The sequence below is a fragment of the Halobacillus sp. AWH4_228 genome (assembly GCF_056158365.1).
Map to the genome: position 1 here is coordinate 3,619,470 of NZ_JBSWTE010000001.1, position 17,182 is coordinate 3,636,651.

Genomic DNA, 17,182 nt, shown 5'->3' on the forward strand with positions numbered 1-17,182 from the left:
CCTTACGTCAGAATTCTATGTCGTTCCATAAGCATCTGCATTTCATCTAAAACGGAATCTTTCAACGTCTCATTCTTTAATGCAAAGTGTAAGTTGGTCAATATGAAGCCGAGCTTTTCACCTACATCGAACCGTTCCCCCTCAAAGCAATAGGCATACACATCCTGAATGGTTGCAAGCTCCTGGATGGCATCGGTAAGTTGAATCTCACCACCCGCACCCAGTTTTTCCTCTGACAGAAAATCAAATATCTCAGGAGTCAAGATGTATCTTCCCATAATGGCTAAATTGGAGGGTGGAAGGTCTTGTGGCTTTTCCACCAGATTTCTTACTTGATATCTACGGTCTGCTTCGGATATTGGATCTATAATCCCATAACGGGAAGTCTCTTCTTCCTTTACCGATTTCACACCAATCACAGTTGATTCTGTCTGCTTGTATTGATTGATCAATTGGGCTAGACACGGCTCGTCACCTTCGACGATGTCATCCCCTAGTAATACAGCAAAAGGTTCGCTGCCGATAAACTTACGTGCACACAAGACGGCGTGACCCAGTCCCTTCGGTTCTTTTTGGCGGATGTAATGGATATCCACCATGTCCGATATCTCCCTTACGGCCCGCAACAGTTCAAATTTCTCCTTCTGGACAAGATTATCCTCTAATTCAAATGCATGGTCGAAATGGTCCTCTATGGCTCGTTTTCCTTTCCCTGTCACAATAAGGATATCCTCGATTCCGGATGCGACTGCCTCCTCTACGATATATTGAATGGTTGGCTTATCGACTATAGGAAGCATTTCTTTCGGTAATGCTTTTGTAGCTGGGAGAAACCTCGTTCCTAAACCAGCAGCCGGGATGATAGCCTTCTTAATCTCTCTCATTTACACTCCTCCGATCGTATGGTTAGCGATATCCTCAAAGCCTTTTCTTCTTTTTTGTGATGCCATAGTTATACACAATCCCAGACACATGGATGCTAGATGCGTGCAGCCTCTCTTTAAGCTTCTCTGCATCACTTTTAGACGTTCTTCTGTGATTAAGTATAAGCAATGTAGTATCTGTCTTTTCCGCTAATACTTGTCCTTCTGAGAAAGGAAGCATAGCTGATGTATCAAAGATGATCAGTTTATACTGTTGTTTGGCCTCCTTCATAAAAGCGCCCATACGTGAAGAATGAACCCACTTGGAAGGGTGGTTTTTTGTTGTGTCGTGACCGTTGGCAAGAACGTCCAGGTTCTCCACACTAGTCGTCTGAATGGCGCTCGCCAGCGATTGTTTCCCTTTCAGTACATCGATAAATCCAAGGGATTGTTCCGTCGCATAGAGTTCATGAAGAGCCGGGTTTCTGAAATTAGCATCCACAAGGAGCACAGAAAGCCCTGTTTGGGCAGCAACAATGGCCAGGTTGGAAGCTGCCGTTGATGTTCCTTCTCCCTGATTGGGAGAAGTCATTAAAACTGAAAGAGAATGCTGCTTCTTCCATTCCAAAGCCTCCAATAATAGATGGAACTGTTCCGCACTTTGCGATAGAGGGTCCACGTAAGCCGCCATTCCTTTTGAACGTTTCTTAATTTGCTCTTTCTTTTGTTTCAACTGAATTCGCCCCCCTTCCTTTTGCGTGTGGTATTAACGAGTGGTCCTCCTTCTGAAGCTGTCTGAAGATGTGGTTCTTTTTATCGATGGGGTGGATTGTCACATGGACTGGAAGACCAAGCAGCTGTTCCGCCTCTTTCTCACTCTTCAAGGTTCGATCAAAATATTCAATCATAAACACAAGAATAGTCCCACCTGCCAATCCGCCTATGAAAGCGATGATGATGGATGTCACTGCGTCTACTTCGATTTCCTCACTCCCACCTACTGTGCTTTCTGTCAAAACGTTGACATTATCAACATTCATCAGGCCCACGACTTCTTTCTGAAACGTACTCGCAATGGTATTGGCCAGTTGAACGCTTTGTTCCACATTATCGTCCTGCACGGTTATCTGGATAATTTGGGATTCGGCTTCACTACTGACAGTAACTTTCTCGCCCAGTTCCTCCGGAGTCTCAGACACCCCCAGGTCAGCAATAACTTTGTCGAGGATAACGGGGCTTGTGATCATCACCTGATATGACCTCATCATTGTCAAGTCGGCCTGCAGTTGACTAATATTGGCAGACGAATCTTCTTCTGCCGGAGTCCGGTTAATTAGAAGCTGTGTCGATGATTCGTATGTGGGTTGAAGAACATAATAAGTGACCACCCCGCTTGTCAAAGCGCCTAAAACACCTACAAGTAAAATGATCAAAGCCCTTCGCTTGATTAACCGAAATACATCTTTGAAATCAATGGATTCTCCCATGTCTACCTCCTGTTATTGTTGGGATCATTCTGTCTTCCACCATCTATATGGAACAAAGAGGGCACCACCCCTTTATTTTGAGACTGCTTCCAATGGTGCTCCTTTTCGGCGGTATCGGACGCTTCTTACAACGATGATCTCCAAATTCTCCTCCGCCTTCATGACGTGTTCGGACTCCTGTGGGAATTTTAGGACGTCACCGGTCTGGATAAAACTCTCTCCCATTTCACTGATGGATATGCCTTCGCCTTTAACGACGGTCCATACTTCATTCTCTTCTTTAACAAGAGTGGACGCGAACGTATGACCTTTACGAATACTAATACGTGTGGTCATGTATTCGTAAAGTCCATCCAGAATTGTCTCAAGAGTTCGAGCTGTTCCCCAGCTCTCTTCCACATATCGGACCCTCTCTTCCTCTTCCCCTAGGAAATGCTTAATTCGTGGACTTTTTTGCTTATCTGCGACGAGAATCCCATCAGGACTTGCTGCGATAACTGCATCCTTGACACCGATGACCTTAATTGGGATATCCAATTCATTTATCACATGCGTGTTGATCGACTCGTCGCATGATCGTCCATTCCCCGTGACAAGCGTTCCCATCTCTTCCGTCAATGTGTTCCACGTCCCTAGATCTTTCCAAAATCCTTCATAAGCCATTGCGATGACATGGTCCGCCTTTTCTACAACTTCGTAATCAAAGCTGTTCTTTGGAATCTTGGAGTATTTTTTGACAAGCTCCTCATAATGGATAGGCAGCCCCATATCCACTAGTAAAGAGATGATGTACTCCAATTTGAAAGCGAACACACCGCTGTTCCATAAGCCTCCTCGATGAATAAGCATCTCAGCAGCCTCTTCGGTTGGCTTCTCTTTGAATTGTCCAACCTTTATCAAATCTGAAGAACTGGAAGACTGTGGAAGGATGTACCCATACTTCGACGAAGGGTATGTTGGCGTGACGCCGATTAATCCGATATCAGCGCCTGATTTCTCAAGTGCTTGCTCCAGCTCCGACACTTTAGTGAAGAAATGATCTTCCACATAAGAATCGACAGGCAGGACACCAATGATCGATTGCATACTCTCCCCTTCGATAGAATACAAATAGGAAGCAGATAGTGCGATCGCGGCGAATGTATCTCTTCTTTCAGGCTCGTGAATCAATGTAGCTTGGCGACCCAGCTGATGCTCAAGAATTTCTACTTGGTGGCTGCCAGCCGCAATAAAGGTATCTCCATCCAGGCTTACCTCCTTGATTTGACGCCACACACGCTGCACCATCGACTCCAAACTTCCTTTGTCATCCTTCAAAACTCTCAAGAACTGCTTGGACCTAGCACCGTTGGACAACGGCCACAACCTCTTCCCTGCACCTCCGGATAAAAGTACAAGCTTCATAGCACAACCTCCTTCACTCCTGATAAGACGTTGGGACGCCCGATAGAATAATAGTTCACCTTCCCGTTCTCCGCTTCGACCAAGGGAAAACAGTTCCTACCGTCAAATACATTTGGACTATTCATCAGGGAGGGGAGTTTCTGTAAAGGAATCTGTTTAATTTCATCCCACTCGGTAAGGATGAATACTAGATCTGCTCCTTCAACGGCGGATTCCCACGTTTCTTTATATGAGACGGATGACGGAAGAATATCTCTCGCCTTATCTACAGCAACCGGATCATAAGCACGAATTTTCGCCCCATGCCGGACAAGCTGATGAGCAATAACTATAGAGGGAGCCTCCCGCATATCATCGGTATTCGGTTTAAAAGAGAGCCCCAACAATGCTACCTCCAGCCCCTCTAAGGTACCAATATACTTAAGAGCCTTTTCAACAAGGAGGTTCTGCTGCTGCGTGTTCACATGGATAACCGATTCCAACAAGTGAAACGGATGGTCATGATCTCCAGCGATTTGTACTAAAGCATTTGTATCCTTCGGAAAACACGAGCCCCCGTAACCGATGCCTGCCCTCAGAAAGGACGCACCAATTCTTTTGTCTTTCCCCATTCCTTCTGCCACGTGTTCCACATTGGCATCCACCTTCTCACAGATGGCAGCAATCTCATTAACAAAACTTATCTTCGTCGCCAGAAAAGCATTCGAAGCATACTTGATCAATTCCGCACTTCGAATATCTGTCGCATAGATCGGAATTCCAAATGGATGGTACATGTTTCTCAAGGTTTCATGAACTTTCTTCTTGTCCGCTCCTATAACGATCCGATCGCCCTCAAGGCAGTCCTTAATCGCGGTACCTTCCCGCAAAAATTCGGGGTTTGAAGCCATTTCGACCGTTACATCATGGTAGAGGTGTCTGTCTATTAATGACTTAATATAGTCATTCGTACCGACGGGAACTGTGCTCTTAATGACAGCAATGATATCGTGATCTACATAGGAAGCAAGATCCATCACTACCGATTCAATAAAACTCAAATCAGCCGAACCATCCGGACTTTGAGGTGTACCTACAGCAATCATGATAATATCCGACTCGGTATAGGCCTTCATTTTATCTGCTGTGAACAACAGACGTCCGGCCTCCACATTCCTTACCATCCATTCCTCAATCCCTGGTTCGAAAATGGGAGATATTCCGTTGCGCATCTGCTGAACTTTCTCTTCATCTATATCCAATCCGATAACCTTGTGGCCCATTTCAGCGAGACATACCCCCGTCACCAGACCGACATACCCTGACCCGACTATGGTTATCTTCATTGCGCCCGCCCCCTTTCCTCAGCTAGTTCGGATAAGAATTCTGTAACAGAATCTACCAGCATCTTGGAGCCAAATGGATAGCTGTCGAAGACCTTTTCTCCGATAGACTGAATTGTAACTCCGAGCTGGTTCATATCATGGACAGCTGCAACAAAATTGCGTTTTAGGAACACGTTCGTAATATCAAGCTGATGGTTATCCACGTGTTCTCCATATCTCTTTTGACGGGGGACTACAATGACTTTCTTTTTATTTTCGATCCCTTCCAGAATAGAACTCGTTCCAGCATGTGTAACGATGATACTCGCCTTACGAAAATACCTCCTTATCTCATGAGATGGTAAGAAATCAAATGAGGAATAATTCTTAGGTATATAAGAGCTGTATCCACGCTGAGCAATGATTTCATCGGTTATATAATCGTTTTCGATGAGCCGGTCCAGTTCAATCAACAAGCGATCAAAAGGAAATTTCTGCGTACCTACGGTTACAAAAATCAAAAAATTTTCCCCCTATACTCGGCTTTAGGATAAAACTTCTGTAATTCTTCCCATTGGATATAGAATTTGTCTGAGAAACGATACAGGATTTTCCCGGTAATCGTAGGAGATGTAATATTCGCGAAACTTTCAATGTAGATCACTTTCCTTCCAAACAGTTTCGCAAGAATACATAGCGGAACCGTCGCTCCAGCTCCGGTCGAAATGATGACATCCGGCTTTTCAATTCGAAAAATTTGAAAGGACCGGTAAAAGTTCACCATAGATGTAAGGAAAAACGACCATTTCCGCCTCTCCTGCTGCTCTAGGAAATGGACGTGCATCTCCGAATCCATCGCATCTGAAATTTTGTTTTGTTCCGTGACGATAAAGCAATTATAGGCAGATACGCCTGACACCAGCTGCATCAGCTCGGCAAAGTGCCCCCCTGTAGAGCTTATAAGTCCTACTTTCAGTGGCTGCTCCATGTAACACACCCCTCAACTAGTTCTTTATAACGAACGTAATTTCACACTAATTTACCTTTCTCAGGAACCGACAACGTCTGATACGTTTGGTAGATCTCATTTCCAACCTTTTTAGTATTGAACTTTCCCTTCACCCAGCGCCTGCCATTTGCGCCGAGCTCTCTCAGCCTATTTTCTTGATCGAGGACAGAAAGAATTGCTGTTGCCAGTGCTTCAGGGTTTCCTGAAGGTGCGATAACCCCGCAATTACCGTTTTCAATAATTTCAGGGGCTCCTCCTGAATCCGCCACTATTACCGGCGTCTCCATGGCCAGAGCCTCAATAATCACCCTGCCGAACGGCTCTCCTTCTGAATAGCTGATGAAGATATCCAAAGATTTCATGATATTTGGAATATCTTCACGGTGTCCGAGGAAACAGACATGGTTCTGCAGTTCTCTCTCCTTCACCATCTGCTTCAATTGTTTTATATAATCATCACTTGCAAACAGCGCTCCTCCGACTATGACCACCCTTACATCCGGGGCTTGACGGATCACCTTCGGAAGAGCTTCAATGAGGTGATGGTACCCCTTCCATGCTGTCATTCTCCCTACCATGCCGATTAGAACCGCCTCTTGCGGTATGTTTAACTCCGTTTTGACACTCCCTTTTATGTGCTCTAATTGGTACTCCGAAAAGTCGACCCCGTTATAAACAATGCTCCCCTTCTTCCGGAATACATCCTGAGAGAATTGATGTGAAACCGCTCTTGAAATAGCGACAATATGATCAGCAAAGTAAGGCATGACCTTTTTGAAAAGGAGACTGTCATGGAGATCACGGACATGCCAGACCGTCTTTTTCCCAGCCACCTTCCCTGCAATCAAACCATAAACTGCACTTCTATATGTATTGGTATGTACAACGTCGATGTGTTTTTTTATATAGAAGGTCAACCGATATAAATCTTTAAAAAATGATAAAGCATTCATTGGACGCTTCACAATATTCAAACTGCTCATCGAATGAGGAGCAATGGTGACAGATGTATGATGGTGAACTTTTTCTCTCAGAGGGCTTTCATTCGGAACGATTAGATGCGGATGTATGGACTTTTTATCAATTTCCTTGATTAAGTAATACAAACTGAACTCTGCGCCGCCCATTTCCTCTGCGTGATCAAGATAAGCGACTTGCAGCGGCTGTTGCATGGTTTTCCTCACCTCGTATTTTCATGGTCTTATTGGATTTACTCTTTATACTTATTGCTTGATTGACCTGCGCAACCCATCTGCTGATCATCATAAAACTCCAAAGAAAATTATAGATATCGAAGGATAAGTCCTTACCTACCCTAGCTTTCTGAAACAGGGAGGTAACCATAGAAACATCTACATAGGACAACATCGGATTTCTGTTATGAAGGATTTCACTTTCGATCCATTCCACGACATTCGGGTTACTCATCACCTTTTTGATTGGCGGAAGGAACACATTCTTTGGTCGGTATATATATGACTCAGGCAAATAACGAGCGAGCATCTTTTTCAAAACGTATTTTTGTTCTCCATCCTTAAACTTCTCTTCTATCGGCACCCTTGATCCGATTTTAACCATTTCTGTGTCAAGGAATGGATATAGAGTCTGGGTTCCATTTACGTGTAACAGATCATGAATCTTTGCACCCGATAACGCACCTGATCTAAGGGAGACTCTTAAAGCTGCAATCTGCTCATTCTCCGAGAGTCCTTCCAATTCCTGAACTAAACGATTATAAAAGGAATCAAGCAATTTATGTCGGACAGAATTACTCATATGAAAAGCTACGCCATCCAAGCAGTTATTCATCATGATCATTGCATAATACATGGGAGCAGCGGTGCTTTTCTTAAATGCTCTTAAAGGGGTGCCTATATTTGGATCACTCTTAAACACCTTTGTCCACTCATATACTGGACTTGCAAACTTCCGAATAGAAGGTGGTAATCGATACACCTTCTCCCAATTTTTCACGTCCTGGTGTTTTGTGAACAATTGGTCAGCCCCTGTTCCATCGATAGCTACAGGAAAAGGTGATCTTGTAAGGCTTTGGGAAATCATCAGCCGAGACTGGAGAGTACCTTGGTCCGAATAAGGAAAAGCATAATCTTTACCTATATTTTCAAGAACATCGGTAAGTTTGCGTTCGTCAAACATCATTTGATGTAAAGGCAATCCGATATAATCCGCCACTCTTTTTGCGAACTTGGCTTCTTGATCATCATCTCCAAAAGAGTAATTTTCTAGTGTCACATCACTCCGACCATGCTCTTTCAGCTTAGCAGCGATTAAGGCAGAATCCACTCCTCCACTGAAAAAGACTTTAGACCCTCCAGGGATAGTACCCAATATTTCTTCAAGTCTTTGGTCGATTTGCTTTGAAGCTGAAAAATAGTGAGGTTCATCCCTTCCCCACTTCTCCCCACAATAACGGACTGACTTCTCAACTTCTGAATATACCAATTTATGCATTGGAGGAATCCGGTACACTTCTTCATAAACAGATAAATCAGAAGGAAGGCACCCAGTTTCTAAATAGTGAAAGATTGAAACATCATTCAGCTTGCTTTTCGCAAACCTTGCAAGCAACCTTTGATCATTAGATGCATATAACGTCTGATTAGTCTCGTAATAATAGACTTGCTCAGGTGTAGAAAAAGGAACCTGAATAGTCACATACCTTTCATTTTTAGATAAGCGGATTTCCACTCCATTAGGCCTCTGCCCTTTCCATTCAGGATTCCATGAATTACTTAACGTCAAACGAATCTCCTTTTCGGAGTCCTGCATAGTAAGCATCCGCTTATTTGAGTTTCCGATCATAGCAAGAGCTGTAATATGCTGTTTACAATCGAAGTATAAATACTCAATATCTTTTTGAAGCCAGCAGCTATGAACATCTACATGTTCTTTCCATTCCAAGAAGCCTTTTTGACTACCGCTATATATGCAATAAAACAATACGATCTCTCCTTTACTATGCTCGTTTATTTATTGGAGTTGATTTATCGGTACCCCGTGCCTTAAATAAACGAGACATCTTCGTTCTCCCCCTGCCAACATTCAAGACCAATCCAGCAAATCCAAAAGCGAGGACCCCCACCATCACTTGAGCAGCAAGTCCCAGAACTCCTTCAAGCTTCAATACTGGAAGCAGACAAAAAACCATAAATAGAGATGCGGCCATCACTCTACCCGAACGGGCCCATGGTATTGGAAGCCGGAACACTGTTCTTCCGAGAAATACACTTACCGTCATGGCTGACCCGTAGGACAGAAGGGAGGCAATAGCAGCCCCTTTCGCACCTGCGGCAGGAATAAAGAAATAATTCAAGATTAGATTCAGGAAAGCTCCTAGTATCACCGGCCATACTTGTAAACGCGTCCGTTTACTCAGAGTAAACGGAAGGTCAAAATAAGATTCCTTCATACCATTTAACAGTACAGCTGGCACAATCCAAGGCATCAACAATGCGGCAGCGTTTTGGTATGCTTCCCCGAAGAAGACACTGCTGATATTTGGTGCCAATAAAACAATCCCAAGGGAAGACGGAACAGCGATGATCAACAACAATTCAAACGTCTTCTTCATTTGATCGTACGTACTTTCTAAAGAGCTTCCTTCAAACTTGCGAATGATGATGGGAGAAGATGCGGAGACAATGACGCTGATGATGACAAGCAATGTCTGTTGGATGAAATCGTACGGAACGGCATAGAGCCCCACTTCCTTTTCACCTATCATCCAGCCTAGCATCAAACGATCCATACCATAAATGACCATCGCCATTGCAAACGTAGCTGTTAGAGGCAATCCATACTGAAGCAATTCTTTCACAAGCGTCACATTCACTTTTCGGAGACGAACTCTCCCCCATTGTTTCTTATGAACGAACAGAATAGGAAGGACGTTCCCAACGAAAAGACCAATCAACAAGCCATATACACTAAAACCATAGAGTACAAGGGCAACACCAACAATCAACGATATTACAGCCCTGGCCATGGAAAGAATTCCGAAAGTCACAGGAGCAAGCTGTGCTCTTAGAATGGACAAATTCATTTCGAACCAATTTGTAACAAACATGAACATAAGTCCGATTATCCATATAAAGCCTGCCCCCATAAACTGATTTCCTACGATAAAGGCCACCCCATATATAAGGGATACAAATGACATCAATACGACATAGGAAACCAGAATAGTGCTCAAGAACTGCTCCATGTGCTCTTCTATGTAATTTGAATAGAAGCGAAACGCACCAAGTCTCAGCCATTGGAACGATATGATTCCAGCCATCTTCGCTACGATAAGCACTAACGCATAGATTCCATACTCTTCTGGAAGAAGCAAACGTGTGTAAATATATAGAGCGGAAAAATTAATTAAGCCCGGGATACCCCTGGCCAAAAAGTACATGATGGTGTGACGTGCTAGCACGATGGTCTCCCTTCAAGTTAAAGTGAATTTTATTTTGCATTATAAAGAACTAATTGTGCTTAATAGAGAATACCTTTTGAGATAGTATAACACCTCTTCAACAAAATACAATACTCACTTACAATAATTAACATAATATTTAAAGGTGTTTTATCCAAACGAACGTATTTTCAGTTTTAGTAAACACTTTTTTCTTGTATTTCATCATAATCGTTCTTTTTGAAGAACGCAATACATTTTTCTGAATCTTTACATTATTATCTTAAGTATCCACTCTATATCCCGGCAAGCTGCACCCCAGTGTACAACATCGCTGGTATTTTATTTTAGATGACCCACATTCTAATGGTTTTTCTATTAAAATCTAAAAGACAAACAAGCCTCCCATGAGGTTTATGACTCATAAGAGGCTTACATCTTCAAACTTGAAGGATCAACACCATAATTCCTTCAGGTGGGAAGAGGTAGAACCCTATCATGTGGAAACTGGTTCAAATAAATCACTTTTGAATTACCGTTTACTATATACCTTGGATTCCTACTCTTCTTCATTCACTCCAAGCGTCATACCGCCATCCACCACAATTTCCGTTCCGGTACAGTAGGAACTTTCATCTGAGGCTAGAAAAGCAGCCACACGGGCAATTTCAACCGGCTGGCCGATACGCCCAAGGGGGACCGAATCATAAAACGAGGGAACTCCCTGCCCCTGGGTAGCCATTTCCGTCTCAATACCGCCGGGATGAATCATATTCACCCGGATTCCCTTCTTACCGAGCTCAATCGCTGCCGCTTTGGACATCGCGACCACCGATGCTTTCGTCGCGGCATACGCCGATGACTTGGCAATCGGAGAAAACGAGGAGATGGATAAATTGTTGATGATGGATCCTTTTCTCTGTTTTTCCATTTGAGGCGCAACAGCCTTCATCCCTCGAAAGACCCCGAGCTGATTCACATCAATCATTTGCTGGTATTCATCCATCGTAATCTCTTCAAATGGTTTGCGGATCAAGACACCTGCGTTATTGATGAGAACGTCAATGGCTCCGAACTTCTCTACAATTTCTTCTACAGCCCCGTCCCAATCCGAATCTTTCGTAACGTCCAGTTTTACGGGATAGGCCTCATCGATTTCGTTCGCTGTTGCTTGAGCATCTTCCCATTTCCTTGCGCCTACCATCACCTTTGCCCCAAGAGAGGCAAGGTGCTCCGCCATCGCTTTTCCCTGTCCGCGATTGGCTCCCGTGATCATAATGACTTGGTTCGTTAAGTCAGCCATGGTTTTTCCCTCCGTTTATCCTTTTATGATTCAGGCTTTAACTTCAGCTTCAATCTTATACGTAAAACATGATTATACGGACAGACGCCGTTCTTGTCTAATTCAATATTTTCGTACATGAATCATATCCCCACACTCAAGAGGAACACCAATCAAAAAAGCTGGAGACCATTATTATGGCCTCCAGCTTTTCCTCGTACAAAGACTTACCGTAAAACTAATGATTAATGCGCCGTCATTTCATGAGCGATCTCATGACCATCCATGTCTGATGGATAATACGTCGGCCAGTTTGTCACTTCGTCCAATAGTGCTTCACGGTCATCTCCCCAGTAGAGGTGGTAGTGGTCCGCATCAGTCGGAGCAATACTGTGATCGCTGAACTGGATGTATTGAGGAAGATCACCATCCTCTTCCGTTAATTCATAAATATAACGGACCCCTCTATTACCCGCATCATAGGTAAGGATTTCATAGCCATCATAGGTATAGGTTCCCGACGACTTTTCTCCATCTTCGAAGAACGTTACATCATTTCCATCAAAAATAATGCGTTCCACATCGGTTTCGTAACCGATCTTATAGTACTCTTTATATTCTTCCGCTGTCATATCTCCATCATTCTCAGCCTTATGAGCAAACACTTCATCAAGTGTTCCATCCTGAAGGTATGGATATACAGACTGCCAGTCCCCTTCCCAGTCTGTCAGTTTACGATCCTTCACCTGCTCATCTTCAAAGTACCCATCATAAATCTGCTGGGCTTCTTCGTCATCCGCATTGCTGTGATTATGAGCGTGGCCGCTGTGCTCGTCTGATTCAGAAGAGTCCCCGGCATCAGACGGCTCGCCGGCCAAACCTTCAGTTAATACTTCTAAATTTTGCTTCATGAGGGTGAAATAATCTTCTTCATTGTCTATATCTTCTTCCGTCAACACAGACAAATTATGAAGACGCAGAGATTCTGCCCCGATTTCTTTTCTAACGACATCCGCAACTTTAGGTGTAACATTCTGCTCAAAGAATACATGATTGATGTTATGCTGTTCAGCCGTTTCAACTATGGCTTCCAAATCTTTTTGAGAAGGTTCATTGGTTGGACTTAAACCAGAAACAGAAACCTGCTCAACACCGTAGGATTGTTCCCAATATCCATAAGCGGCATGAGACACGATGAATTTATTCTTTGGTGCTGCTTCCAATTGATCGTGGAATTCCTGATCCAGCCCTTCAAGGTTGCTTTTTAGCTCCTCGAAGTTTTCATTATAGGTATCTTCCTGCTCAGGATTCAGTTCAACCAGTGTATCTTTAATATTCTCAGCTACCTGAATAGAAAGGATGGGATCAAGCCAGACGTGCGGGTCCTGGTCCCCGTGGTTATGTCCAGCGTGTTCATCTTCGCTGCTTCCTTCTTTCTCCTCATGAGCATGTTCGCCCTCATGATCTTCTTCTTCTTCTTCATGAGCATGTTCCTCCTCGTGAGTTCCTTCTTCTTCCTCATGGTTATGGGCATGCTCTTTTAATTCAATCCCCGTGGATGCTTCCAGAATTTTCACATCTTCAGATTTAATAGAATCTGAGATTTTTTCTGCATAGGGTTCCAATCCGGCACCGTTGTAAATAAATGCGTCTGCTTCTGCCATTTCAATCATTTCTTTTGATGTTGGTTCATATGTGTGAGGGTCTGAACCGGGAGGCAGAATCGATTGCACATCCGCCTGCTCCCCTGTAATCTGCTCAGCAAAATACTGAAGAGGGTAAACCGTCGTATAAATACTCAACGCTTCACTTGAACCATCGGATTGTTCCCCTTCTTCACTATTGCTTGATTCTTCTTCTCCACATGCTGTAAGTAATAAAATGAATGCAAACATGCTAACTGCACCAATCATTTTTTTCATTGTTTCTCCTCCTCCTTATGTACCTCAATTATTCTATCGTAATGATTACTATTTGTAAATGATAATCATTACGATTGATTGACAAAAAATTGGTCTTCCTTATGTGTTAATAATTAAGGACTGAGCAACGAACACATTTTCACTTTTTCAGAAAAGTTTGATAGTATCTGTAGTACATCATAAAGGAGGGATAATCATGGAAGTCATATCAAAAGAAGAGATTACGAGGAATTTTTCTATGAAGGAAACGATGGACAGCATCGAATCTTTTTACACCAAAAAAGAAAGCGAATTCATATCACCGGACCGGATGCACATAGAGGATGGAGAGAATACCGCTTTGCTGATGCCGGCCTTTTATAGAAACTATTACTCCACGAAACTTGTAGGCGTTGCTCCTGAAAACAGGAATGCTGGAAAAGACACGATCCACGGCTTAATGGTTCTGAATGACCGCAAGACGATGGAACCCCTTTTCTTGTGTGATGCCATTGCTATTACGGCCCTGCGTACAGGTGCTCTGGGAGGACTCGGAATCAAATACCTGGCTAAAGCAGACGCGGAAACGTTAGGCATTATCGGAACCGGCACACAAGGATGGAGTCACTTGGAATCGGCCCTTGCTGCCAGAGACATCAAGCATGTACATATTTATAACCGCACCGAAGAGAAAGCCCATCATTTTAAAGCGAAAGCAGAGGCCCACTTCCCACAAGTCACGTTTACCGTTTCCTCTGTCGAAGAATTAGCCAGAGAGTCAGACATCATCGTAACGACTACAACTTCCACCACCCCTGTGCTTCCTGAATTACACGATTCAGATTTGAAAGGCAAACTCATTGTAGGCGTCGGCTCCTTCCGCCCTTCCATGCAGGAAATCTCTGATCAAGTATTGAGAATCGCTGATGAAGTATTTGTAGATGCCAGATCCGCCCTGCATGAATCCGGGGATATGATCCAGGCGGGGCATTTACGTTCGGACTTAGAGAACTCCTGGGACCTCGAAAAAATCATCACCGAAAATGATCCGCCGCAGGATTTAGACGAAAAGACGATCGTGTACAAATCTGTAGGGGCTGCCATCTTTGATTTAGTTGTCGTTCAATCGATTTATGAAAAGCTGTATAAGTAAGAAAGGAGGAAAACGATGCGCAAATTGACGCGGAAGAAATGGAAAGATCCGGGCATTGTCATGGTTATTCTATTATCGGTCATTGCTTTATTGTTCTGGATATGGTGGCCGACTGATACCTATGCCGCTGGTATTTCCCTTGCTGGATGGGCCATGTTCGCCTGTTTTTTCATATGGTTGGGTTTAACCATCACTTACGTGGTCTGGATGGAAAAGCTGGAAAAAAGAGAAGCTGAATCTGCGCAGTCATCAGAAAATAGAGCCATCAAATAAAGGAGTGAGAAACGATGCAGATCATGGAAACAACGATATTGGGAATCTATCTACTGATTATGACGGGCATTGGCATTTGGTTTGCCAAACGGGCTCACTCATCAGAAGGAGACTACTGGACAGCCGGTGGTAAAATCAATAGTTTTGTCGGTTCCTTTGCTTTTTTTGCAGCCGTGGCAAGCTCCAGTTCTTTGATGGGTGCCGTCGGATCCGGAGTTGCCCTCGGCGTCCCCTTCTTACTTGCTTATGGATTTGGAGCCGTGGCCATCCCGTCTTTTGCGATGTTTTTAATCTCCGGGCAAATTAGAAGGACGGGAGTAAAGACGCTGCCTGAGTTTTTCAAAAGCAGGTACGGTAAATCTGTGCAGATTGTAGCTGCCATCCTCGTCGTCCTTAGTATGACGTTTTATATGATCCCTCAATTAACTGCCTCGGGGCTTATCGGATCCTATGTTCTCGGCATTGACTATGTAACAGCGGTCATCATTCTGGGACTTGGGTTTACTTTATATGCCGCTCTCGGAGGCATGTGGGCCATTACATATACAGACTTGATTCAAGGAGCCGTTATGGTCATCGGGATGTTCATTTTGGCGATCATCATTCTAATGGATCACGGCGGTGTTGGCACATTAATTCAAGATGCTTTGGCTGTCGACCCTGAATTCGGTTCCATTACGCAGCCGTGGATGTCTTATTTCGGATTGTTTATTGCGTTTTTGTGGTTCGGAGTCGTTTCGCCATCTGCGGTCATGAGAAACTTTGCGGCCCGCGATGCGAAAACAGCCCGTCGTTCTGCATTAGGCGCATGTTTTCTGTATGTAACTGTCTTTATCTTTGGGTTTGTGATCGCCTCTGCCGGTGCCAGCCTCGGAATTGCTGACACCTTGGAAAACCAGGACATGATATTCATTTCCGTTATTGAACATTACATGCCCGCCCTCTTAGCAGGCGTCATGTTAGCCGGACTGCTGGCCGCGATTATGTCTTCTGCTGATGCCATGCTTCTAGCAGTCGCTGCAGGGATTGCCCACGATATTTATAAAGAACACATCAATAAAAATGCATCAGAAAAGACCGTCACACGCCTGGGACTCGTCGTTATGATCCTCGCCAGTATTGTGGGAATTATTTTTGCCATCGATCCCCCTCAATTGATTGCTGTCATGGTCGGCTGGGTAAGTGGAGCGATGTTATCGGCATTCGGTTTCCCGCTTGTTCTTGGGTTATGGTGGAAACGCGCCAACACACCAGGAGCCCTGGCGGGGATGATTGGAGGAACGGTTACTTTTATTATCATGGCCCTGCTTCCTTCCGCTTTAGTATCCGAGCACTTAGTTTCCGCCCCTGTCTCAGCCCTGTTGACGATCGTTGTCAGCTTACTGACAGCACCGCCGTCTGAGGAGAAGCAATTAAAAGTCGACCGTTACCATATGGATATTAATGCATAAGTAGGTGTCATCATGAAAATTCGTATTTTAGGAGAAGAAAGCGTAGTCGAAAAAGACCTGCCCGGTCATATGTATAAAAGCTTGAAGTCCTCGTTGAAATGGAACAGGAATTTGAATGAGGAAGCTATTGAACAAGGGATTACCAAATCAGAAAAAATGTATCATCCTATGTGGATCGTGAAAATGCTCGTCATCGCAGACAGAAAGCCCTTTCCTCCTAAGGTCAAACCAAACATGGCTTTCATTGATGGCCGATCCGGTTACCGCGGTTTATTCCCTGATGTCCCCCCTATCACTCAAAAAGAAGTGTTGGATTCCAAAGTGCGGAGCGCAGATATCACTAAACAGGACGTACTCAATAAATACGTAACGGATATTCAAGAAAAACAAATCAACAGAAACTATGTATTAAAGAAACCCAGATATGACATCAAAGAAATAGAAGTCGTCTACCTGCCTTTATGGAAAGTGGAAGTGGACAGTCCTTACCTTACAAAAACTTTTGTTATTAATGGGAATACAGGAGAATCCGAAAATCTCCTTTTTGATTTGTGGAGTAAGAATGAATGGAGATTATAAGAAAAAGCCTGAGCTTATATGGCTCAGGCCTTTTCTATTTGGTTAAGGGGATAAAT

The 17,182-nt window shown here is 43.8% G+C and carries 16 protein-coding genes; 4 read left to right on the forward strand and 12 right to left on the reverse strand.

Features of this window, described 5'->3' with window-relative positions; genetic code table 11:
- Positions 1-2 precede the first annotated feature (2 nt).
- The 12 genes from galU to ACXADP_RS18675 all read right to left on the reverse strand — a co-directional run bounded on the left by galU (position 3) and on the right by ACXADP_RS18675 (position 13,691).
- Positions 3-884: a UTP--glucose-1-phosphate uridylyltransferase GalU gene (gene galU, locus ACXADP_RS18620; RefSeq protein WP_474972159.1), complete on the reverse strand. Its 882-nt coding sequence runs from the start codon at positions 882-884 to the stop codon at positions 3-5.
- A gap of 34 nt (positions 885-918) precedes the next feature.
- Positions 919-1,596, reverse strand: coding sequence for a CpsD/CapB family tyrosine-protein kinase (locus ACXADP_RS18625; protein WP_474972160.1), 678 nt, complete (start codon positions 1,594-1,596; stop codon positions 919-921).
- Complete coding sequence (locus tag ACXADP_RS18630) at positions 1,571-2,350, reverse strand: YveK family protein (RefSeq protein ID WP_474972161.1); 780 nt, start codon at positions 2,348-2,350, stop codon at positions 1,571-1,573. Before ACXADP_RS18630 ends, ACXADP_RS18625 begins: the two co-directional genes overlap by 26 nt.
- Positions 2,351-2,422: 72 nt before the next feature.
- A complete protein-coding gene (locus ACXADP_RS18635) occupies positions 2,423-3,754 on the reverse strand; it encodes a sugar phosphate nucleotidyltransferase (protein WP_474972162.1) in 1,332 nt (443 codons plus the stop codon).
- Positions 3,751-5,079, reverse strand: coding sequence for a UDP-glucose dehydrogenase family protein (locus tag ACXADP_RS18640; protein WP_474972163.1), 1,329 nt, complete (start codon positions 5,077-5,079; stop codon positions 3,751-3,753). The genes ACXADP_RS18635 and ACXADP_RS18640 overlap by 4 nt, the downstream gene beginning before the upstream one ends.
- Positions 5,076-5,579 carry a PssE/Cps14G family polysaccharide biosynthesis glycosyltransferase gene (gene pssE, locus ACXADP_RS18645; RefSeq protein ID WP_474972164.1) on the reverse strand — a complete coding sequence of 168 codons (504 nt, stop codon included), beginning with the start codon at positions 5,577-5,579 and terminating at the stop codon, positions 5,076-5,078. Before pssE ends, ACXADP_RS18640 begins: the two co-directional genes overlap by 4 nt.
- Positions 5,576-6,046 (reverse strand): PssD/Cps14F family polysaccharide biosynthesis glycosyltransferase, encoded by a 471-nt coding sequence (pssD, locus tag ACXADP_RS18650; protein ID WP_474972165.1) that lies wholly within the window; start codon positions 6,044-6,046, stop codon positions 5,576-5,578. The genes pssE and pssD overlap by 4 nt, the downstream gene beginning before the upstream one ends.
- A gap of 41 nt (positions 6,047-6,087) precedes the next feature.
- Complete coding sequence (locus ACXADP_RS18655; protein ID WP_474972166.1) at positions 6,088-7,239, reverse strand: glycosyltransferase family 4 protein; 1,152 nt, start codon at positions 7,237-7,239, stop codon at positions 6,088-6,090.
- On the reverse strand, positions 7,208-9,028 hold the full coding sequence (locus ACXADP_RS18660; protein WP_474972167.1) for a DUF7411 family protein: 1,821 nt from the start codon (positions 9,026-9,028) through the stop codon (positions 7,208-7,210). Before ACXADP_RS18660 ends, ACXADP_RS18655 begins: the two co-directional genes overlap by 32 nt.
- Before the next feature lie 16 nt (positions 9,029-9,044).
- A complete protein-coding gene (locus tag ACXADP_RS18665; RefSeq protein WP_474972168.1) occupies positions 9,045-10,508 on the reverse strand; it encodes an oligosaccharide flippase family protein in 1,464 nt (487 codons plus the stop codon).
- A 538-nt stretch (positions 10,509-11,046) separates the two neighbouring features.
- Positions 11,047-11,790, reverse strand: a complete 744-nt coding sequence (locus ACXADP_RS18670; RefSeq protein ID WP_474972169.1) for an SDR family NAD(P)-dependent oxidoreductase — start codon at positions 11,788-11,790, stop codon at positions 11,047-11,049.
- 224 nt (positions 11,791-12,014) lie between these two features.
- Positions 12,015-13,691 (reverse strand): metal ABC transporter solute-binding protein, Zn/Mn family, encoded by a 1,677-nt coding sequence (locus tag ACXADP_RS18675; RefSeq protein WP_474972170.1) that lies wholly within the window; start codon positions 13,689-13,691, stop codon positions 12,015-12,017.
- A gap of 196 nt (positions 13,692-13,887) precedes the next feature.
- Between ACXADP_RS18675 and ACXADP_RS18680 the strand changes: the two genes are divergently transcribed.
- From ACXADP_RS18680 to ACXADP_RS18695, 4 genes are read left to right on the forward strand one after another with little or no spacing between them, the layout of a single operon-like run.
- Positions 13,888-14,823: an ornithine cyclodeaminase family protein gene (locus ACXADP_RS18680; protein ID WP_474972171.1), complete on the forward strand. Its 936-nt coding sequence runs from the start codon at positions 13,888-13,890 to the stop codon at positions 14,821-14,823.
- A 15-nt stretch (positions 14,824-14,838) separates the two neighbouring features.
- The gene (locus tag ACXADP_RS18685) at positions 14,839-15,096 is read left to right on the forward strand and encodes a hypothetical protein (protein WP_474972172.1); all 258 of its coding nucleotides are present in this window, start codon (positions 14,839-14,841) and stop codon (positions 15,094-15,096) included.
- Between the two features lie 14 nt (positions 15,097-15,110).
- Positions 15,111-16,547 carry a sodium:solute symporter family protein gene (locus tag ACXADP_RS18690; RefSeq protein WP_474972173.1) on the forward strand — a complete coding sequence of 479 codons (1,437 nt, stop codon included), beginning with the start codon at positions 15,111-15,113 and terminating at the stop codon, positions 16,545-16,547.
- A 12-nt stretch (positions 16,548-16,559) separates the two neighbouring features.
- A complete protein-coding gene (locus ACXADP_RS18695; RefSeq protein WP_474972174.1) occupies positions 16,560-17,126 on the forward strand; it encodes a hypothetical protein in 567 nt (188 codons plus the stop codon).
- Positions 17,127-17,182 lie beyond the last annotated feature (56 nt).